The sequence below is a fragment of the Acinetobacter sp. TWP2-2-3 genome (assembly GCF_049896445.1).
Classification (GTDB): Bacteria; Pseudomonadota; Gammaproteobacteria; order Pseudomonadales; family Moraxellaceae; genus Acinetobacter.
Map to the genome: position 1 here is coordinate 76,696 of NZ_JAFCUI010000002.1, position 20,973 is coordinate 97,668.

Genomic DNA, 20,973 nt, shown 5'->3' on the forward strand with positions numbered 1-20,973 from the left:
TACAGGAGCAATAATCCCCACTACTTATTTTGCTTACGCTGCTGGCGAACTTTGAGCCAGAAGTAAGCAATGGGTAAATAAAAGGTAATACCAAAGGAAATCAGCAATGCCGCAAGTCCTAACATGTAGTTATGAGTCATTGGAGGCATGATGGTGATTTCCTTTATTTTTATAGTTAGCCTATCAAATGATAGGCTGACTCAAATGAATAAAATATAGTGCGAACTTTGCTGCAAAATAAGGTATAGCTAGCACTATAGATAATTCCCAACTCTTTTTAAGAAGTCTTAAAAACTCTGTGAACATATAAGTGAGACAATTAAGCAAGCTATAGATGATTGGCAAATCTCTAAATCGCCAAAACCAAATAGCCGTAATCGCTACACTTACAAATCTTTGAAGAGACTTACGCTCTTCTCTGGTTAAATCAATTTTTCGACCAAAGATATCTTTTCTTTTTTTCATAATTCTTCCTTTCAGAAAAATTACGCTATACGTAGCCTAACGTTTAGAGAATTTCCAGAGAGGCCACGTGAGTAGCCTAATTTCTGAGTTCGATACCTTTAGTTAATTATTGACAAGCTTCACAATCAGGATTGTCAATTGAACATGCCATTGGCACTGGCGCCGCTTGAGCAAAACCTTCTTCCTCTGCAGGAGCTTCAGGTTTTTGCGCTTCAACCACCGGAGCTACTGCCGCAACAGGAGCCGCAACAGTTGCAGGTTTAACTGCATTCAATGCGCCAGTGTTAATTGTAGATTTCTCAGCAGAAGTCGCACCCAATGCACGAAGGTAATAAGTCGTCTTAAGACCACGTAACCAAGCCATCTTGTAAGTGATGTCCAGTTTCTTACCGTTTGCACCAGCGATGTAAAGGTTAAGAGACTGAGCCTGATCGATCCATTTTTGACGACGTGATGCAGCATCCACGATCCAGCGTGTATCAACTTCAAATGCAGTCGCGAAAATGGCTTTAAGCTCTTCAGGAATACGGGAAATCTTCTGCACAGAACCTTCGAAGTGTTTCAGGTCGTTGACCATTACCGCATCCCAAAGACCACGTTCTTTCAACGCACGTACCAGGTACGGGTTAATCACGGTGAATTCGCCAGACAGGTTTGATTTCACATACAAGTTCTGGAAGGTTGGCTCGATTGACTGAGACACGCCACAGATGTTTGAAATCGTTGCTGTTGGTGCAATCGCCATCACGTTCGAGTTACGCATACCGTCTTTTTGAACTTTGGCACGTAACGTGTCCCAGTCCAGACGTTGAGTGCGGTCGACTTCGAACATGCGTTCAGGGCGAGTTTTCGCAACCAGATCAAGCGAGTCGATTGGCAGGATACCTTGATCCCACAATGAACCCTTGAATGTTTCGTATGTACCACGTTCAACAGCCAAATCGCTAGAGGTTGAAATCGCGTAGTATGAGATTACTTCCATCGATTCATCAGCAAACTCAACCGCAGCATCAGAACCATAAGCAAGGTTCATCTCATACAGTGCATCCTGGAAGCCCATGATACCCATACCAACCGGACGGTGTTTCAGGTTCGAGTTGCGCGCTTGCGGAACAGCGTAGTAGTTGATGTCGATCACGTTGTCGAGCATACGAACCGCAGTTTTAACGGTACGTGCCAGTTTTTCGCGATCAAGTACACCACCTTGAACATGTTGTACCAGGTTAATCGAACCCAGGTTACATACCGCGATTTCTTCTTTGCTGGTGTTCAGCGTAATTTCTGTACATAAGTTAGAAGAGTGAACTACACCTACGTGTTGTTGTGGTGAACGCAGGTTACATACGTCTTTGAATGTGATCCACGGGTGACCAGTTTCAAACAGCATAGACAGCATTTTGCGCCACAAATCTTTTGCACGGATTTTCTTGTGCAACATGTTTGTTTCTTTGGCAATCGCTTCGTAATGTGCATAACGCTCAGCGAATTCTGCACCAGTCAAATCATGCAGATCAGGCGTTTCAGAAGGGGTGAACAAAGTCCATTCAGCATCTTCGAATACACGTTGCATGAACAGGTCAGGAACCCAGTTCGCAGTGTTCATGTCATGGGTACGACGACGGTCATCACCAGTGTTCTTACGCAGTTCAAGGAATTCTTCGATGTCCAGGTGCCAGGTTTCTAAGTATGCACATACTGCACCTTTACGCTTGCCGCCCTGGTTAACCGCAACAGCCGTATCATTCGCTACTTTAAGGAATGGAACAACACCTTGCGACTTACCGTTTGTACCTTTGATGTATGAGTTCAAGGCACGAACTGGCGTCCAGTCATTACCTAAACCACCTGCCCATTTAGACAGCATTGCGTTATCACGCATTGCGCCATAGATGTCGTACAGGTCATCATCAATTGTAGTCAAGTAGCAGCTAGACAACTGTGGACGAAGCGTACCTGAGTTAAACAGGGTGGGCGTCGATGCCATGTAGTCGAAGCTAGACAATAAGTTATAGAATTCGATTGCACGGTCTTCACGGTTTTCTTCATTGAGCGACAAGCCCATAGAAACACGCATAAAGAATAATTGCGGCAATTCGAAACGTACGCCATCCGAGTGGATGAAGTAACGGTCAAATAAGGTTTGTAGACCCAGGTAAGTAAACTGGTTAGAACGTTCCGGTTGAATCGCAGCAGCCAGTTTCGCCAGGTCAAAGTTCAGCAATTCTGGAGAAAGCAGCTCAAGCTCAATCCCTTTTTTCAGGTAAGTTTCCAGCGCATCGCCTTCAACTGTATCTACAGGTAGACCCAGGAATTTCAAACCAGTCGCAACCAGGTCATCACGCAATAAACGTGCAGTCACATACGTATAGTTAGGCTCTTGCTCGATACGGGTACGGGTCGCCATCATCATCGTGGTCGAGATGTCAGACTCTTTTACGCCGTTGTACAAGTTTTTCACAGTCTCATCGACAATGGCTTGTACATCAATCCCTTCAAGGCCTTCTGCTGCTTTAGTAACATGCGCAGTTAAAGCACTTAAATCTAGTGGCTTGAGTTTGCCTTCAGCATCGGTAATTTGCAGGGTCGGGTGATGATGTGCACCTAACTGTTTACGTGCTTCAGAACGTTGTTCACGGTAAATGACATAAGAGCGTGCAACTTTCTGTTCGCCCGTACGCATTAGCGCAAGTTCAACTTGGTCTTGAATTTCTTCAATATGAATCGTTCCGCCAGAAGGTAAACGACGTTTAAAGGTATTTAATACCATTTCCGTCAGTTGCTCGATACGATCATGGATCCGGCTCGAGTCAGCGCTTTGTTGGCCTTCAACCGCCAAAAACGCTTTACCAATTGCGACAGAAATTTTTTCTGCATCAAAAGCGGCAACATCACCGGTGCGTTTAATCACCTGAAGTTGACCAGGAGTTGAAGTGATTACGCTCATGTTAGCATAGCTCCATTGTCATCTATTTTTATGTTTATGGACCGTTTGAACTGGGCAAAATTCATGCCACAGTGTTTGAGGAATAAACACAAGACCTAGTGGTTTTAAAATTAATTGAACACAAGATACGGGAAAATTTAGGGTAGATCAATATTGACATTTAGCTAAATATTTTTCTTAAGTTGTGCTTTAATCCTTGTAAAAATATCGCTATTTTTATTGATTTTTGTATAAGCCTTATCAGGCAAGGCATAGCATAACAAAGTCCCAAGAAAGTGCTTATAGATAACACTGTGGATAACTAAAAAGTGCGGAATCAAGCAGTCATATTTTGTCCATGTAATAGTTGTGTAAATCGAAAATCAGATCTAAACCACTGTTTCAAGCATAATTGTCCAAAAAATGCACGATAAAATATTACAAAATGCTATCTTGATGTATCAGTTTGGTGAACGCTATCTTGTTTACAATGTAAACGTGTGTATATTGCAAGCATATTAAAAACGTATCTATTGGATTTCAAAAGGATACGCCTATAGCGTAGATCCACCAAATAAGGGGCAATACATGAGCCAAGAAGAAAAGTTACCCAAGATTTTAATTGTTGAAGATGACGAGCGTCTTGCCCGTTTAACGCAAGAATACCTCATTCGTAACGGACTTGAGGTGGGGGTAGAGCCGGATGGTAACCGTGCCATTCGTCGGATTATTGCCGAGCAGCCAGATATGGTGGTGCTGGATGTGATGTTGCCAGGTGCGGATGGCTTGACCATTTGCCGTGAAGTGCGTCCACATTATCATCAACCGATTTTGATGTTGACTGCGCGTACTGAAGACATGGATCAGGTTTTGGGTCTGGAAATGGGTGCAGATGACTATGTCGCTAAACCGGTTCAGCCACGTGTATTGCTGGCACGTATTCGTGCATTGCTGCGTCGTACTGACAAGGTGCCTGAAGATGAAGTGGCACAGCGCATCGAATTTGATGATCTGGTCATCGACAATGGCGGCCGTTCAGTGACCTTAAATGGCGATCTGGTTGATTTTACCAGTGCAGAATATGACCTGTTATGGTTGCTTGCATCGAATGCTGGCCGTATTCTCTCTCGCGAAGATATTTTCGAGCGTTTACGTGGTATCGAATATGATGGTCAAGACCGTTCAATCGATGTGCGTATTTCTCGTATCCGTCCAAAAATCGGTGACGATCCAGAAAATCCGAAGCGTATTAAAACAGTACGTAGTAAGGGTTATCTTTTTGTTAAAGAGACCAATGGTCTTTAAGCAAATGTGGTTTGTTGCTTGAACAAGCAGGATAAATTATAGGTGTTTAAACACAGTATATTTTTGCGTATATACGCAGGACTCGTCATCCTTGTCGTCTTGGTGGCGGTGTTCGGCTATTTGTTGGTACAGATTATCAACTATCAGCGTGCGCAAGAATATCGCGAATCCCTGACTGATGGTATGGCGTATATCATCAGTGAAGGGGTCGCACGCCAGCCAAATCTCCAGCAAAAGATGGATTGGGTTTCTGATGCCTCCGATTTGCTGGAATTACCTATCCATTATGTAGAAGCCAGTAAGGTCGATATTACCCGTGCTGAAGGGCGCCGTATTGCCGAACGAAAAGCGGTGGTGCGTTGGGACGCCGAATCAGGTATTGCCTATATTGTGGTTGGGCTGCGCGATGACCCGGGTCATTACCTTTATATTAAGGCCGACAGTATTACTGAGCGCCAGATGAAGGCCTTACCAGTCTTTATCCTGGACTATCTGGTCTACTATCCAGGTCAGGAAAAAGAATATCTGGCTCGTATTCAGGATTATTTTTCTTATCCGGTTTCTATCGAAAATGTCCAGAATCTACCTTTAGACTCCGAGCAAATCGGACGTCTGCGTCTGGATCACAGCATCATTTTATACCGCGACAATGCCTCTATTCGTGGTACCACAATTTCAATTATTTCACCGATTCCTGGTTCGACCTCGCAAGTATTGGTCATGGGGCCGGTACCCTTGTTTAACTGGATGCCATTCCAGTTGGCGACCGGTATTACCTTATTAAGCCTTTTTGTGTTGAGTCTGGGTGTTTATGGTCTTCTGGTTCCGATGCAGCGTAAGTTGCGTGAAGTCAGCTATGCCTTAAACAAAATGAAATCGGGTAATATGTCATTGCGTCTTCCTGTGGAAGGCAGTGACGAGATGTCTACACTGGCGTCTAGCTATAACAATATGTCAGATCATATCCAGCGTTTGATCGAAGCGCAGCGTGAGTTGATGCGTGCGGTGTCGCATGAGTTGCGTACACCGGTGGCACGAATCCGCTTTGGTGTGGAAATGATGGCGGATGAAGATGACTACGATTATCGTCTGCAACAGGTGGAACAGATTGATAAAGATATTGAAGCGCTGAATACCTTGATTGATGAGATCATGACCTATGCCAAACTGGAACAGGGCATGCCGTCGATTGAGTTTGAGCAAATCGATCTGTATGACGTACTGAATCAGGTGGCACAAGAAACTGAAGCGCTGAAAACCCAGAAAATCATCGAATTACATCCAATGCCTGTTGCGGTCACAGTAGAGGCGGAGCGTCGTTATCTGCATCGTGTAATTCAGAATCTGGTCGGCAATGCTGTACGTTATTGCGATAATAAAATCTTGATTAGCGGCGGTCTGGATCAGGATGGTCAGGCCTATGTTTGCGTTGAAGATGACGGGCCGGGGATTCCAGAAATAGATCGTGCCCGCATTTTTGAAGCCTTTGCCCGACTGGATGATAGCCGTACCCGTGCGTCGGGTGGTTATGGTTTAGGTTTGTCGATTGTCAGCCGGATTGCGTACTGGTTTGGTGGCACGATTCAGGTGGATCAAAGCCCGACGCTGGGTGGTGCGCGTTTTACCATGACCTGGCCGGCACAACGTTATGTCAAGAAGAGTAAGCGCAAAATGCTGGAAAAAAAGCCAGAGGAAGCGAGTGATCATTTAGCTTGATATTGTGTAAATGATTTTGGTCATAAAAAAACGATGCATCAGCATCGTTTTTTATTGGAAGAGATTTTATTCCTGAATGGTCGCATCAGGTTCAATGAGTGATTTGCCCTCTTTTAAGCTTTGTAGCGCTTCAGGGTTAAAGTCGATCAACAGTTTGGTGTTTTTCGCATCGACATTATAACGCTGAATCAGTTTTTGGTCGCCTGATAACGTTTCGACTTTATATTCGTCAGCGATATTCATAATGCCATCCAGATTGATGCTGGAAGAAGCATGGTCCTCTTGAAAAAGTGCATGGATGTCACGTAAGTCAAAAGCTGCCTGGCTTATGTTGGGATTTTTCTGGATGTAATTTTCTATATGGCTAACCAGTAATTGAGCAAATAAAAAATAATTAGGTCGATGGGAAAAGCGTAGAGACATGCAAGGACTCCTTATTGTTACTTTATTAATGTCATGATGTGGTTTAGAAATAGAAATAACATATTCTGAATCAGTCCGTTGAGCATGTTGCAAAAAGACACAATTGCCAATCCAAGATTACCAAGTAGCTGCAGGGGGTAAAGCAACAGTTAAATATAAAAAATCACATTAAATATCAAGTTAAATCAATTGGTTTGAAAGAAAAAATAGTTGTTAAAATAAGTTTTTATCCGATTTAACTTGGATTCAATAGTGAAAAAGACTATATCTAAATGGGTGGGCGAGAAAAGCAGCTCATCGATCAGCCTATTTTCTGGAAGTGCTCTTTATAGAAAAATTAATAGATAATTAAAATTTAATTTGGGAAAACGATTAAAACGAATTCTGAATGATTAAAGTCAAATTAAATCCTGAAATGTCTAAAAAATCATCCCAAAGACTAAGGCTTATAAACTAGCAAGTGAAATCCAAAATCAGGTACAATTGGCGGGATTAATTTTGTGTTTGGTGTATTTGAAGGCCAATACATACATTCTTTGTTAACAAATAGGCCTGCCAGGAGTTATCCCCGCATGAGTGCTATTACTCCATACGAATGGGCAATTATTGCCTTCGTGATCGGCGTTACATTTTTATGCGTCTTTATGCTGACTGTCCCATTACTCCTCGGGGGTAAATCATGGGGCCGTGCCAAGCAGGAGCAGTTTGAGTCAGGTGTAGTTAGCGCAGGTGGAGCTCGTATCCGCTTGTCTGCAAAGTTCTATTTAGTTGCAATTTTCTTTGTGGTGTTTGATTTAGAAGCACTTTATCTATATGCATGGGCAGTTTCTGTTCGTGAGGTAGGTTGGATTGGTTTTGCAACTGCAGCTATCTTTATCATAGTTTTACTTGTTGGTTTGATTTACGAATTATCGACAGGCGCACTCAATTGGGCACCTTCAGACAGACGTAAGGCAGCAGGAATTAAAGCTAAGATTGGTTCGCCAAATATGGATCTTGCAGAAATTACGCGCTTCAACTCGATTGAAGAATTGGTGATGGATCCAACGGGTCAAATCCCGGCTCAATCATCTGGTTTTGTGAAAAAGTCACAAACTCAATTATCTGATAAGGAGTAAGACGGGATGAAATATACATTAACCCGTGCGAATCCGAATGCTGACCAATATCCACTTCAGGAACGTATTGTTGTAGAAGATCCGTTGCTAGAAGAAGAAGTGAATAAAAATGTATTCATGACTCGCTTAGAGGATGTGGTACATACAGCAGTCAACTGGGGTCGTAAAAACTCAGTTTGGCCATTTAACTTTGGTACATCTTGCTGCTACGTAGAATATGCAACGACCTTGACCGGCGTGCATGACTTGTCACGTTTTGGTGCCGAGGTTATCCGTGCTTCACCGCGTCAGGCGGACTTAATGATTGTAGCGGGTACTTGCTTCGTAAAAATGGCGCCAGTAATTCAGCGTCTGTACGAACAGATGCTTGAACCAAAATGGGTCATTTCAATGGGTGCATGTGCCAACTCAGGTGGTATGTACGATATTTATTCAGTCGTACAAGGTGTGGATAAAATCATCCCGGTCGATGTGTATATTCCAGGTTGCCCACCACGTCCTGAAGCTTTGATTCAGGCATTGATGCTGTTGCAAGACCAGATTCAACTAGAGCGTCGTCCGCTTTCTGCGGTGATCGGTGATGATCTTAAGCCAGTGTATAAGCCAAAGATGATGCCGGAACGTGACCGTAAGAAAGACCAGCGTGTTGCTGTGAAAAATCTGCGCTCAATGGATGAAATTAAATAATTTAAACGACAGGTTGTTTTGTTGTGCACCCGCTATGGGTGTAATTGTCGTTTAGGTTGACTGAATTTGTATTAAATAGGAAGCCAAGCCAATGGCTGAAACTGACATTGCTATGCCAGAATCAACGCCTGTTGATTCACGCCCAGCATTTGCCATTATTGAAGAACTCAAAACCAAATTTGGTGAGAACTTCTTTGTGCAAACGACTTTCGAGGATTTCCCGACAGTCTGGGTTGAGCGCGCACGTGTACAAGAAGTTTTAATGTTCTTGCGTACAGTGTCACGTCCTTACGTGATGTTGTTCGACTTGTCAGCGGTAGATGAGCGTCTGCGTACGCACCGCGACGGTTTACCTGCGTCTGACTTCACAGTGTTCTATCACTTGTTGTCGCTCGAGCGTAATACTGACATTCGTATTAAAGTTGCCTTAGCAGAAAGCGATTTGAATCTTCCGACGGCAACCAATATTTGGCCAAATGCCAACTGGTACGAACGTGAAGCTTACGATATGTTCGGGATCAATTTCGAAGGGCATCCAATGCTCCGTCGTATCTTGTTGCCAACCTATTGGGAAGGTCATCCGCTACGTAAAGAATATTCTGCACGTGCGACTGAATATACGCCGTATTTGCAAGATAAAGCCAAACAGGACTACGAACAGGAACATCTTCGTTTCGTCCCTGAAGATTGGGGTATGAAGCGCGGCAATGCCGATGAAGACTTCATGTTCCTGAACTTGGGTCCGAACCATCCATCTGCGCACGGTGCGTTCCGTGTGATCTTGCAGCTGGACGGTGAAGAAGTGAAAGACTGTGTGCCTGACATCGGTTATCACCACCGTGGTGTGGAAAAGATGGCTGAACGTCAAACCTGGCATTCATTCATTCCGTATACAGACCGTGTCGACTACCTCGGTGGTTGTGCGCAAAACATGCCTTACGTGCTTGGCGTAGAGCAAATGGCGGGTATTACTGTACCTGACCGTGCGCAATGTATCCGCGTGATGATGTCTGAACTGTTCCGTATCAATAACCACTTGTTGTTCATTGGTACTGCGATTCAAGATGCCGGTGGTATGACGCCAGTCTTCTACATGTTTGCTGACCGTCAGAAAATCTATGACGCGATTGAAGCGATCACCGGTTATCGTATGCATCCGGCATGGTTCCGTATCGGTGGTACCGCACATGACCTTCCAAACAACTGGCAGCACCTGATCCGTGAAATTTTGGACTGGATGCCGAAACGTTTGAAGGAATATCATACTGCAGCGCTGAAAAACTCGGTGTTTGTGGGTCGTACCCGTAATGTTGCGCAATATGATGCAAAATCTGCATTGGCTTGGGGTGTAACAGGTACAGGTCTACGCGCTACAGGTATCGACTTTGACGTACGTAAATACCGTCCATATAGCGGTTATGAAAATTATGACTTCGAAGTGCCGGTTGAGTACGAAGGCGATGCCTATGCACGTGTCATCGTTCACTACCGTGAAATCGAAGAATCACTGAAAATTATCAAACAATGTTTAGATAATATGCCGTCTGGTGCGTACAAAGCAGACCATCCACTGGCTGTTCCACCACCAAAAGACAAGACATTACAAGATATTGAAACCTTAATTACGCACTTCCTGAGCGTATCTTGGGGTCCTGTAATGCCGGCGGGTGAAGCATCTGTGATGGCGGAAGTGGTGAAAGGCGCGTCGAACTACTACTTGACTTCAGACAAGTCAACTATGAGTTACCGTACCCGTATCCGTACACCAACCTTCACGCATTTACAGCAAATGCCTTCTGTGATTAACGGCAGCTTAATGTCTGACTTAATCATTTATTTAGCGACCATTGACGTCGTAATGGCTGACGTGGATCGCTAAGGGGTAAACGCATTATGATGATTTTGACTGATAAAAAGCCACGTGTGAATGTTGAAGGAATTTTGACTGCGGACGAAATTCACGATATCGAACATCACATGGGGCACTACCCATACCCACGTGCAGCGTGTCTAGATGCGCTGAAGTGTGTACAACGCCGTAATGGCTGGGTAGATGATGCGCAAATGAATGCCATCGCACAAATGCTCAGCATGAGCGTTGCAGACCTTGAAGGTGTGGCAACGTTCTATAACCGTATTTACCGTCAGCCGGTCGGTCGTCACGTAATTTTGTTATGTGATTCGATTGCGTGTTTCCTGATGGGTGCGGAAACTTTGGCAGAAGCATTCCAGCGCGAATTAGGCATTTCTTTTGGTCAAACGACTGCAGATGGTCGTTTCACTTTGCTGCCAATTTGCTGTCTGGGCAACTGTGACAAAGGTCCAACCTTGATGATTGATGAAGACACGCACGGTCTGGTTGAAGTGACTTCGGTGAAACAGCTGTTGGAGAAGTATGTATGAATACTGAACCAAAACCAATTTATGGCGACGGTAACCCGGAAACGCATCCATTAACATGGCGTTTAAGCAAACAAGCCAACGTACGTAATGCAGATGATTACGAAGCGCTGGAAGGTTATGCAGGCTTTAAAAAAGCACTGAGCATGTCGCCTAAAGATGTATTGGAAGTGGTTAAGGCAGCGACTGTAAAAGGTCGTGGTGGTGCAGGCTTCCCGGCAGGTATCAAATGGTCTTTGATGGCGCCAAACGACAACTCAGGTCCACGTTACCTGATTTGTAATGCCGATGAGATGGAACCAGGTACCTTTAAAGACCGTTTGTTGATGGAAGATCTTCCGCATCAATTGATCGAAGGCATGCTGATTGCAGGCTATACGCTTGAAGCAACACACGGTTATATCTTTATCCGTGGCGAGTACATTGAAGCTGCTCAGTACTTAAATGAAGCACTTGAGCAAGTTCGTGCCAAAGGTTACTTAGGGGATAACATCCTTGGTACAGGCTGGAACTTCGAGTTACACGTGCATACCGGTGCGGGTCGTTATATCTGCGGTGAAGAAACTGCATTGATTAACTCGCTAGAAGGTCGCCGTGCCAACCCGCGTACTAAACCGCCATTCCCGCAAGTTGCAGGTGCTTGGGGTCGTCCTACGATTGTCAACAACGTAGAGACCTACAACAACTTACCAGCCATCATGCTGCGTGGTCCTGAATGGTATATCAACTTGTCTGCGGGTAAGTCGAAAGATCCAGGCACCAAGATTTATGGTGCATCAGGTAAGGTAAAATTCCCGGGTCTATGGGAGCTTCCATTTGGTACGACAGCACGTGAAGTGATTGAAGACCATGCGGGTGGTATGCGTGACGGCTTAAAACTGAAAGCATGGTTACCGGGTGGTGCATCGACTGACTTCCTGGCTGCCGAGCATATTGATCTTCCTATGGATGCGGAAAGCATCATGAAAGCAGGTTCGCGTTTAGGGACTTGCTTACTGATGGTGGTAGATGAAACCCAATGTATGGTTTCAGCGACACGTAACCTCGAAGAATTCTTTGCACGCGAATCATGTGGTTTCTGTACGCCTTGCCGTGATGGCTTACCTTGGGCTGTGAAAGCGCTGAAAGCACTGGAAGATGGCACAGGTAAGAAAGAAGATATCGATCACTTACAAGAACTGACTCGTAAGCTTTGGATTGGTAAAACTTTCTGTGCCCACGCACCGGGTGCAATGGAGCCGCTTATGGGCGCACTCAAATATTTCCGTGGCGAATTTGAAGCGAAGGTTGTGAATGCCGCCGCTCAAACCAGCAACGTAGAACAAGCTTAAGGAATTCGACTATGGCTACAATTCATGTCGATGGCAAATCGTATGAAGTCAACGGCTCGGAAAACTTGCTACAAGCATGTTTGAGTCTTGGCATTGATATCCCATACTTTTGTTGGCATCCATCCTTAGGTTCTGTCGGTTCTTGCCGTCAATGTGCCGTGACCCAGTACGCGAATCCAGAAGATACGCGTGGCCGTTTGGTCATGTCATGTATGACGCCAGCATCTGACAATACCTACATCTCGATTGAAGACAAAGAAGCCAAAGATTTCCGTGCTTCGATTGTTGAATTCTTGATGACCAACCATCCGCACGACTGTCCAGTCTGTGAAGAAGGGGGTCACTGTCATTTACAAGATATGACTGTAATGACGCAGCATGACCGTCGTCGCTACCGTTTCACGAAGCGTACCCATTACAACCAGGAGCTTGGCTCATTCATTTCTCACGAAATGAACCGTTGTATCGCGTGTTACCGTTGTGTGCGTTATTACAAAGACTACGCAGGTGGTACGGACTTCGGCGTGTATGCCAATGCATCACGTGTGTACTTCGGTCGTCCTGAATCAGGTACTTTAGAGTCTGAATTCTCGGGCAACCTGACTGAAGTATGTCCAACAGGTGTATTCACCGACAAAACTCATTCGGCTCGCTACAACCGTAAATGGGACATGCAGTATGCGCCAAGCGTATGCCAAGGCTGTTCTTCAGGTTGTAATATCTCTCCGGGTGAACGTTATGGCGAACTTCGCCGCGTAGAAAACCGTTATAACGGTGAAGTCAACCAGTACTTCTTATGCGACAAAGGCCGTTTCGGTACAGGTTATGTGAACCGTGAAGACCGTCCGCGTCAACCACAATTCCGTCAAGGTGCAACTGTTGAAACTGTTTCAGTGGATGCAGCACTAGACACGGTCATTGCAAATATCCAGGGCAAAAAAGTATTGGGTATTGGTTCACCGCGTGCATCACTTGAGTCGAACTTCGCACTTCGTGAGTTGGTGGGTCAAGAGAACTTCTCAACAGGTCTATCTCAAAAAGAGCAAAACCTGGTTGAACTTGCTGCTTCTATCATGCAAACCGAGGGTGTTTACAACCCGAACATGCGTGAAATTGAAAGCTACGATGCTGTGTTAATTTTGGGTGAAGACCTCACACAAACTGCGCCACGTATGGCTTTATCTGTTCGCCAGGCTGCGAAAAATAAAGGCAAAGAGATGGCGGCAGAGCGCCGTACGCAAGAGTGGTTGGCTGAACCGGTACAACGTATTGCACAAGATGCGAAATCTCCGATTTACATCCTGGCTGCGACACAAACCCGTTTGTCTGATGTTGCTGAAGGTGAAGTGGTTGCTTCTCCAAACGACATCGCACGTTTAGGTTTTGCAGTTGCTGCAGCAGTTGCGGGTGAAACGATTCTTGGTTTAGATGACGATGCCAAAGCATTTGCACAAACCATTGCGGACACTTTAAAAGCTGCGAAGAAACCACTGATCATCTCAGGTACAAGCTTGCAAGATCCTGCCATTATGGAAGCTGCTGCACAAGTTGCACAGAATCTGGGTAATGCAGGTCTGACCTTGACGGTTCCTGAAGTGAACTCGATGGGTATGGCAATCTTGGGTGGTCAAAGCCTGGAGCAAGCATTTGCACAAGATTACAATACTGTGATTGTGGTTGAAAACGACCTTTACCGTCGTCTTCCTGCTGCACAGGTCGATGCTGCACTTGCAGGCAAAGATGTGATCGTACTGGATCACTCTGAAACTGCAACAGTGAAAAAAGCCGACATCGTACTTTCTGCTGCATCGTTTGCTGAAGGTGATGGTACTGTCGTTTCTCAAGAAGGCCGTGCACAACGTTTCTACCAAGTGTATGACCCAAGCTACTACAATCCTGAATTGGCGATCAAGGAATCTTGGCGCTGGTTACACGCTCTGGAAACAGGCGTAAAAGGCAAAGCGATTTCTTGGACTTTACTGGATGATGTGATCGAGTCAGTGGCGAAAAACGTTCCTGCGCTTGAAGGCATTCTGGATGTTGCACCTGATGCGGGCTTCCGTGTTCATGGCTTGAAAGTGGCACGTGAACCACGTCGTTACTCAGGTCGTACTTCAATGCGTTCGCCATTGTCTGTACATGAGCCGAAACAGCCTACAGATAAAGACTCCGCATTAACATTCTCGATGGAAGGTTATGTCGGAGACCAGACTCCATCTCCACTGGTTCCATTTGCATGGTCTGCAGGCTGGAACTCGCCACAAGCTTGGAGCAAGTTCCAGGAAACTGTAGGTGGTTCACTCAAAGGTGGTGATTCAGGCGTTCGTTTATTCGACCGTTTGGCAAAACGTCCGGCACGTACCTTCGTGGCACCGGCACCTGTTCTGGTCAATGCTGAAAGCTTCCGTCTGGTACCAATGCACCATATCTTTGGTTCAGGTGAATTCACGGTAAAAACACCAGCGATGGAAACGCGTATTCCTGAAGCGGTATTTGCAGTGGGTGAGCAGGATGCAGCGCGCCTGAATGTTCAAGATGGTCAGACAATCACGGTGAAAGCAGGTGAGACATCAATCGTTCTTCCAGTTCAAGTGATTGAATATTTACCGACAGGTTATATTGGCTACCCAATCGGTCTGGCACCGACGGTATCTCTTGCAGAGCCTGTTTCAGTCGCGGTAGGAGTGTAATTCATGGAACAAGAATTAATCCGTCAAACGCCGCTGTGGGCTGAAAACTGGCCAATTGCCTATTCAGTCATTCAAGCGATTGTGATCTTGCTGGTTGTAGTACTGATCGCTGCGTTGATGTCTTTTATTGAACGTCGTTTACTCGGCTTGTGGCAAGACCGTTACGGTCCGAACCGTGTTGGTCCGGGTGGTATGTTCCAGATTGTTGCCGACATGCTGAAAATCATGTTCAAGGAAGACTGGACACCTAAGTTTGCTGACAAATTGACTTTCCGTATGGCGCCAGCAGTTGCGATGGCAACTGCGGTGCTGTCGTTCATGGTTATTCCTGTATCACCTTATTTAGGTGTAGCAGACATGAACATCGGCCTGTTGTTCTTTATGGCAATGGCGGGTATTGCAGTTTATGCAGTCCTGTTCGGTGGCTGGTCATCAAACAACAAATATGCCTTACTGGGCGGTTTACGTTCTGCGGCTCAAACCATTTCGTATGAAGTGTTCCTGGGGATCTCGTTGATGGGTGTGGTGGCAATTGCCGGTTCATTCAACATGCGTGAAATCGTTGAAGCGCAAAAAGATGTCTGGTTTGTGATTCCTCAGTTCCTTGGCTTCCTGATCTTTGTGGTTGCGGGTGTTGCGGTCACGCACCGTCACCCATTTGACCAACCAGAAGCAGAACAGGAATTGGCAGAAGGTTACCATGTTGAATACGGCGGTATGAAGTGGGGGATGTTCTTCGTTGCGGAATACGTCAACGTGGTACTGATCTCTGCATTGATCGTGACTTTATTCTTCGGTGGCTGGCTTGCGCCATTCAACCTTGATATTCCGTTCCTTCCAGCAGCATTCTGGTTCATTATCAAAACAGCATTCTTTGTAATGATGTTTGTACTGGCGCGTGGTTCATTAATGCGTCCACGTTATGACCAGGTGATGAACTTTGGTTGGAAAATTTGCTTGCCATTGGCGTTGGTTAACCTTTTGGTAACTGGTGCTGTGATTCTGATGAATCAGGCCTAAGACAGCAGGGAGAACAAAATGTTTAAATTTCTAGCTGGATTCGGGTCAATCGTTCGTTCGTTGTGGATGGTGTTCAGCCACGCAACACGTAAACGTGACACCATTTTATATCCGGAAGTGCCGGCCGAAGAAATCGTGCCACCACGCTTCCGTGGTCGTATCGTATTGACGCGCGACCCTGATGGCGAAGAACGCTGTGTGGCATGTAACCTGTGTGCGGTTGCCTGTCCGGTAGGCTGTATTTCACTACAAAAAGCAGAACGTGAAGATGGTCGCTGGTATCCGGAATTTTTCCGTATCAACTTCTCGCGTTGTATTTTCTGCGGTATGTGTGAAGAAGCGTGTCCAACCACTGCGATTCAGATGACCCCGGACTTCGAGCTTGGCGAATATGTTCGTCAGGACTTGGTCTATGAAAAAGAACACCTGCTGATTTCTGGTCCTGGTAAATATCCTGACTATAACTTCTACCGTGTAACCGGTATGGCAGTTGCAGGCAAGGACAAAGGTCAAGCACAGCGTGAAAGTGCACCTGTTGATGTACGGAGTCTATTACCATGATGTGGCCATTTTATTTAATGGCCCTCGTGGCCATTGTCTCTACGGTTCGCGTGGTGACTAACGCGAATCCGGTACATGCTTTATTAAGCCTGATCGTGTCATTGCTTGCAGTCGCAGGCATGTTCCTGATCGTCGGTGCGCCATTCGCTGGTGCGCTGGAAGTGATCGTTTATGCGGGCGCGATCATGGTGTTGTTCGTGTTCGTGGTAATGATGCTGAACCTGGGTGAGCAGACCGTTGAACAAGAACGTAAATGGTTGACTTCATCGGCTTGGGCTTATCCGGCGTTGATGAGCTTCCTGATCGGTTTGGTGCTGGTATGGGTATTAAACTCTGATTACACACAAGCTTCACTGGTAATGGGTACAGAAATGGTGGGCCCGAAAGCAGTGGGTCAAGCACTCTTTACGCAATACTTGTTGTTGGTTGAAGTTGCCGCGATGTTATTGCTTGCTGCCTTGGTAGCTGCATTCCATTTGGGTAAACGTGAACCAGATGCAGAAGAGGAAAAAGAATAATGGGCAACATCCCTTTAGAGCATGGTTTGATCGTTGCATCTATTCTCTTTGCACTGGGTTTTTACGGTGTAATGGTGCGACGCAACCTACTATTTATTTTAATGAGCCTTGAAATCATGATGAACGCTGCTGCTTTAGCGTTCGTCCTGGCGGGCAGTGCATGGGCACAGCCAGATGGTCAGATCATGTTTATCCTGATCCTGACGCTTGCTGCGGCAGAGGCTTGTATTGGTCTTGCGATCGTCCTTCAGTTCTATCATCGCTTCCATCACCTGGATGTGGATGCTGCTAGTGAGATGCGCGGATGAGTTATTTATATCTAACAATTTTATTTCCGCTCATTGGTTTTGTCCTGTTAGCGGCGGGGCGTAACAAGCTTCCGGAATCTGTTGCAGCAATGATTGGTGTCGGTGCAGTCGGTTTATCTGCACTGTTCGCACTGATTGCGGGTATGGACTTTGTGAATAATGGTTCAACTGCAGTTGTGCAACATCTCTGGACCTGGTTCAGTGTTGGCGGTTTTGCTCCGGGCATCAGCTTGCAGCTGGATGGCTTGTCTTTATTGATGCTGGGCATGGTCACTGGTGTGGGTTTCTTAATTCACATCTTTGCATCATGGTACATGCGCGGTGAAGAAGACTTCGCACGTTTCTTCTCTTACTTCAACCTGTTCGTTGCAAGCATGTTATTGCTGGTATTGGGTGACAACCTGGCGTTGTTATTCCTGGGTTGGGAAGGCGTAGGTCTGTGTTCATACCTGCTGATCGGTTATTACTACCAGAACCCTGCAAACGGTCTGGCGGCAATCAAGGCATTTACCGTGACCCGTATCGGTGACGTATTCTTGCTGATTGCCATGTTCCTGATCTTCCAGCAATTCGGTACCTTGAACATTCAGTACATCGTTGAAAATGCAGCGACTGTAATGACCCAAAGTTCATCTCTGACCATCTGGACAGCATTGTTATTGTTCTTGGGTGCGGCGGGTAAATCTGCACAGATCCCGTTACAAACATGGTTAGCCGATGCGATGGCAGGTCCAACACCTGTTTCTGCATTGATCCATGCTGCAACGATGGTAACAGCGGGTGTTTACCTGTGCTGCCGTCTATTCGCAGTCTTTGAACTTGCACCAGAAGTGATGGTATTTATTTCGATCACAGGTGCGGTGACCTTGCTTGTGGCTGGTTTTGCTGCACTGGTTCAAACCGACATCAAACGTATTCTGGCATACTCAACCATGAGTCAGCTCGGTTATATGTTTATGGCGGTAGGTGCTGAAGCATACCAGGCAGGTCTGTTCCATATGCTGACTCACGCATTCTTCAAGGCATTATTGTTCTTGTCGTCTGGTGCGGTGATTCTGGCTTACCATCACGAACAAAACATCTTCAAGATGGGCGGTCTGTTCTACAAGAACAAATTCCTGTTTGCATGTTTCGCGATTGGTGGCGGTGCATTGGCAGCGATTCCATTCCTAACGATTGGTTTCTTCTCAAAAGATGCGATTCTTGCTGCAGTCTGGACGCAAAGTCATATTGCTGGTTTACCAGTGTATAACACGCTGTACTGGGTGGGTGTTGCAGGTGCATTCTTAACGTCTATTTATACATTCCGTTTAATCTGGGTTGTATTCTTCGGCAAAGAAAACACGCCTTATCATGAAATCAAAGGTGCAACTTACTGGGCGCCACTGGCGATTCTTGCTGTACTTTCAACAGGTCTCGCGATCGTACTAAAAGCACCGGTAATGAGTATTCTGGATGCTGCACAAATTCCAGCCTTCATTATTCCTGAAGCGCTTGAAGCAGGTGCACATGGTGCTGAATACATCGCAATTGCTGTTGCTTTGACAGGTCTTGCAGTGGGTGTAGTACTGTTCGCTTTTGCTTACAATGCAGTCAAACGTTTTGCAGCCACTTCTGTAGGTGCTGGCCTGGTCAACATCTGCCGTAATGCATTAGGTTTCGATACGCTGTATGACCTCATTTTCGTGAAGCCATATTTAATGTTCGCGAAGATCTTTGGTCGTGATCCTATTGATGGCCTATGGCTGGTACTTCCTGCACTTGTTAAAGGTGGTCACAGCTTTACAAGTTCACGTCAAACCGGTTCACTGCGTGAATATGCATCTAGTATGGGGCTCGGTGTCGTTGTCCTACTGATGATCTTGATCGTGATTCAGGTCGTGGGGAAATAAAATGGAAGCTCCAAACAATATTATTTTGCCGGCTCTGATCCTCATTCCGTTCATTGCAGGTTTCATATGCTGGTTGGTCGATAAACTCGACCAACACTTGCCGCGTTATATCGCGCTGATCGGTATGCTGGTGACCTTGGTCTTGACCATCGTCCTTTGGCAGACTGGTACTTACAACTATGAATTAGGCGGTGCTACACCTTCGTGGGCTGCCGAATTCAAATTGCCTTGGATTCAAACCCTGGGCATTAACATTCACTTAGCAGTGGATGGTTTATCACTTCTTATGGTTGGCTTGACTGCACTCCTGGGTGTATTGGCAGTAGGCTGTTCATGGGGCGAGATTCAAAAGAACGTTGGTTTCTTCCACTTGAACCTTTTATGGTCTTTAGGTGGTGTCATCGGTGTGTTTCTGGCGATTGACTTATTCCTGTTCTTCTTCTTCTGGGAGATGATGCTGGTGCCGATCTACTTCCTGATTGCCCTTTGGGGTCATAAAGGGGCAGAGGGCAAGTCACGTGTTTATGCAGCTAACAAGTTCTTCATTTACACGCAGGTTGCCGGTTTGGTGATGCTGATTGGTATCCTTGGTCTGGTGACTGTGGGCTATACCATGACGGGTGAAATCCGTTTCGACTATAACTATCTATTAGGTGTGGCGAATACGCTTGATGCTCAGGCGCCAGCGGTGGCTTATGCATTCATGATCTGTTTATTCATCGGTTTTGCGGTAAAACTTCCAGTTTTCCCATTACACGGCTGGTTACCAGATGCGCATGCGCAAGCACCAACAGCGGGTTCTGTCGATCTTGCGGGTATCTTGATTAAGACTGCGGCGTACGGTTTATTACGTTTCGTGATTCCGTTCTTCCCGGCAGCGTCTGCACAGTTTGCAGACTTCGCAATCATTCTTGGTTTAATCGGTATTTTCTACGGTGCTTGGTGTGCTTTCCAGCAAACCGACATGAAACGCCTGTTGGCTTATACCTCTATTTCACACATGGGCTTCGTTTTACTTGCGATCTACGCAGGTAACATCCTGACCTTCCAAGGTCTGATGATCATGATGTTGGCACATGGTATTTCATCTGCTGCACTGTTCATTATGTGTGGTCAGGTATATGAGCGTGTGCATACGCGTGATATGCGTTTGATGGGTGGTATGCGTGGTCAATTCCCGTATCTTGCATTCTTCCTGATGTTCTTCGTTGCGGCGTTGGTGGGTATTCCAGGTCTAGGTAACTTCATTGGTGAGTTCCTGATCCTGATGGGTGCTTATGCGAAATTTCCGGCGTTTACCATTCTTGCGGCAATCAGCTTGGTATTTGCGGGTTTGTACGGTTTGATCCTGATTCACAAAGCCCTGTTTGGTGTACCAAATGAAGCACAACAGCAGCACTATACAAATCCATTAAAAGATCTAAATGCACGTGAAATCGCATTATTGTTGATCTGTGCGTTTGGTCTACTTTGGCTTGGTCTATATCCACAAAGCTTCCTTGACGTTTCTAACTCAAGCATGGCGTGGTTAGCGAATAGCTACATTCCAGTTCAAGAAGTGGTTGAAGTTGCTGATCAAGTAACGACTCAACTTGAAAATGTGGAGATCCAATAAG

The 20,973-nt window shown here is 45.8% G+C and carries 18 protein-coding genes; 14 read left to right on the forward strand and 4 right to left on the reverse strand.

The features are described 5' to 3' along the window. Positions 1-20 precede the first annotated feature (20 nt). The 3 genes from ACP7AK_RS03735 to ACP7AK_RS03745 all read right to left on the reverse strand — a co-directional run bounded on the left by ACP7AK_RS03735 (position 21) and on the right by ACP7AK_RS03745 (position 3,409). Positions 21-149 (reverse strand): hypothetical protein, encoded by a 129-nt coding sequence (locus ACP7AK_RS03735; RefSeq protein WP_266100017.1) that lies wholly within the window; start codon positions 147-149, stop codon positions 21-23. Between the two features lie 34 nt (positions 150-183). Then, entirely contained in the window at positions 184-465 is a 282-nt protein-coding gene (locus tag ACP7AK_RS03740; protein ID WP_253144269.1) for a hypothetical protein, read from the reverse strand. Positions 466-571: 106 nt separating this feature from the next. Next, positions 572-3,409 carry a ribonucleoside-diphosphate reductase subunit alpha gene (locus ACP7AK_RS03745; RefSeq protein WP_425878677.1) on the reverse strand — a complete coding sequence of 946 codons (2,838 nt, stop codon included), beginning with the start codon at positions 3,407-3,409 and terminating at the stop codon, positions 572-574. Between the two features lie 567 nt (positions 3,410-3,976). On the opposite strand from ACP7AK_RS03745, the gene bfmR reads away from it, so the two are divergent. Next, positions 3,977-4,693 (forward strand): response regulator transcription factor BfmR, encoded by a 717-nt coding sequence (gene bfmR / locus ACP7AK_RS03750; protein WP_004280782.1) that lies wholly within the window; start codon positions 3,977-3,979, stop codon positions 4,691-4,693. Between the two features lie 42 nt (positions 4,694-4,735). Then, positions 4,736-6,409 (forward strand): sensor histidine kinase BfmS, encoded by a 1,674-nt coding sequence (gene bfmS / locus ACP7AK_RS03755; RefSeq protein WP_005104083.1) that lies wholly within the window; start codon positions 4,736-4,738, stop codon positions 6,407-6,409. A 66-nt stretch (positions 6,410-6,475) separates the two neighbouring features. Here the strand turns inward: bfmS and ACP7AK_RS03760 are convergent, their stop codons facing one another. Beyond that, the gene (locus ACP7AK_RS03760; protein WP_425878679.1) at positions 6,476-6,832 is read right to left on the reverse strand and encodes a hypothetical protein; all 357 of its coding nucleotides are present in this window, start codon (positions 6,830-6,832) and stop codon (positions 6,476-6,478) included. A 572-nt stretch (positions 6,833-7,404) separates the two neighbouring features. Here ACP7AK_RS03760 and ndhC point away from each other — a divergent pair. From ndhC to nuoM, 12 genes are all read left to right on the forward strand, one after another. Beyond that, the gene (gene ndhC, locus ACP7AK_RS03765; protein WP_004280779.1) at positions 7,405-7,950 is read left to right on the forward strand and encodes an NADH-quinone oxidoreductase subunit A; all 546 of its coding nucleotides are present in this window, start codon (positions 7,405-7,407) and stop codon (positions 7,948-7,950) included. Positions 7,951-7,956: 6 nt separating this feature from the next. Beyond that, positions 7,957-8,637: a NuoB/complex I 20 kDa subunit family protein gene (locus tag ACP7AK_RS03770; protein ID WP_004280778.1), complete on the forward strand. Its 681-nt coding sequence runs from the start codon at positions 7,957-7,959 to the stop codon at positions 8,635-8,637. Positions 8,638-8,728: 91 nt separating this feature from the next. Continuing rightward, a complete protein-coding gene (gene nuoC / locus ACP7AK_RS03775; RefSeq protein ID WP_004732074.1) occupies positions 8,729-10,516 on the forward strand; it encodes an NADH-quinone oxidoreductase subunit C/D in 1,788 nt (595 codons plus the stop codon). A gap of 14 nt (positions 10,517-10,530) precedes the next feature. Further along, entirely contained in the window at positions 10,531-11,040 is a 510-nt protein-coding gene (nuoE, locus tag ACP7AK_RS03780; RefSeq protein WP_005247901.1) for an NADH-quinone oxidoreductase subunit NuoE, read from the forward strand. Then, a complete protein-coding gene (nuoF, locus tag ACP7AK_RS03785; protein WP_005106202.1) occupies positions 11,037-12,368 on the forward strand; it encodes an NADH-quinone oxidoreductase subunit NuoF in 1,332 nt (443 codons plus the stop codon). Before nuoE ends, nuoF begins: the two co-directional genes overlap by 4 nt. 11 nt (positions 12,369-12,379) lie before the next feature. Continuing rightward, a complete protein-coding gene (gene nuoG / locus ACP7AK_RS03790; RefSeq protein WP_425878683.1) occupies positions 12,380-15,058 on the forward strand; it encodes an NADH-quinone oxidoreductase subunit NuoG in 2,679 nt (892 codons plus the stop codon). Positions 15,059-15,061: 3 nt separating this feature from the next. Beyond that, the gene (gene nuoH, locus ACP7AK_RS03795) at positions 15,062-16,078 is read left to right on the forward strand and encodes an NADH-quinone oxidoreductase subunit NuoH (protein WP_004280772.1); all 1,017 of its coding nucleotides are present in this window, start codon (positions 15,062-15,064) and stop codon (positions 16,076-16,078) included. Positions 16,079-16,096: 18 nt separating this feature from the next. After that, positions 16,097-16,639, forward strand: coding sequence for an NADH-quinone oxidoreductase subunit NuoI (gene nuoI, locus ACP7AK_RS03800; protein WP_004280771.1), 543 nt, complete (start codon positions 16,097-16,099; stop codon positions 16,637-16,639). Beyond that, positions 16,639-17,157: an NADH-quinone oxidoreductase subunit J gene (gene nuoJ, locus ACP7AK_RS03805; protein WP_171054322.1), complete on the forward strand. Its 519-nt coding sequence runs from the start codon at positions 16,639-16,641 to the stop codon at positions 17,155-17,157. Before nuoI ends, nuoJ begins: the two co-directional genes overlap by 1 nt. Beyond that, positions 17,157-17,465 carry an NADH-quinone oxidoreductase subunit NuoK gene (nuoK, locus tag ACP7AK_RS03810; protein ID WP_004280769.1) on the forward strand — a complete coding sequence of 103 codons (309 nt, stop codon included), beginning with the start codon at positions 17,157-17,159 and terminating at the stop codon, positions 17,463-17,465. Before nuoJ ends, nuoK begins: the two co-directional genes overlap by 1 nt. Then, the gene (gene nuoL / locus ACP7AK_RS03815) at positions 17,462-19,357 is read left to right on the forward strand and encodes an NADH-quinone oxidoreductase subunit L (protein ID WP_253148105.1); all 1,896 of its coding nucleotides are present in this window, start codon (positions 17,462-17,464) and stop codon (positions 19,355-19,357) included. Before nuoK ends, nuoL begins: the two co-directional genes overlap by 4 nt. 1 nt (position 19,358) lies before the next feature. Next, on the forward strand, positions 19,359-20,972 hold the full coding sequence (gene nuoM, locus ACP7AK_RS03820; protein WP_004280767.1) for an NADH-quinone oxidoreductase subunit M: 1,614 nt from the start codon (positions 19,359-19,361) through the stop codon (positions 20,970-20,972). Position 20,973 lies beyond the last annotated feature (1 nt).